This is a genomic window from Salipiger sp. ABF4_146 (assembly GCF_056161345.1).
On record NZ_JBSWYX010000081.1, the window covers coordinates 1 to 526 of the forward strand.

Annotated in this window: 2 protein-coding genes; both read left to right on the forward strand. The window is 61.6% G+C overall.

Annotation, left to right across the window (positions count from 1 at the left end):
• Positions 1–248: transposase domain-containing protein (locus tag ACXAJT_RS27635; RefSeq protein ID WP_475242249.1), on the forward strand; the 248-nt coding region annotated here is incomplete at its 5' end.
• Positions 248–526: hypothetical protein (locus ACXAJT_RS27640; RefSeq protein WP_475242251.1), on the forward strand; the 279-nt coding region annotated here is incomplete at its 3' end. The genes ACXAJT_RS27635 and ACXAJT_RS27640, both read left to right, overlap by 1 nt.

A 526-nucleotide genomic window follows, 5' to 3' on the forward strand; every position in this document is an offset into this window, starting at 1 on the left:
CCGAACGCGCCATGCGCCCGATCGGGATCGGGCGCCGCAACTGGCTGTTCGCCGGCTCCGACGGCGGTGGCGAGACCCTCGCCCGGGCCATGACGTTGATCGAGACCGCCAAGATGAGCGAACTGGACCCGCAGGCCTGGCTGGCCGACGTCCTCGACCGCATCCACGATCACAAGATAAACCGGCTCGACGAACTGCTCCCATGGAACTGGCAGCCGAGAAGCCAGCCTGAGAGCGAGGCCGCCTGATGGCTGAGACAACCTATGTCTGCTTGCTCAGCCACGTTGCCTGCCTGCTCGGAGAGGAGTTGGACCTTCTCGAAGCCATCGTCAGCAACGATGACAACCTCACCTACGGCAATATAGTTAGCGTCCAGCTCGGTCAGGACAACTACCAGACTGCCCTCACGGATGACGGTATCGACGAACTTCGGGACATGCTCATGTCTGCTCGGGTCTCGATCGAGCAATGGCATAGCTTCCTCGAGGACTTCGTGGACGACCCCGACATCATCGAACGCGTCAAG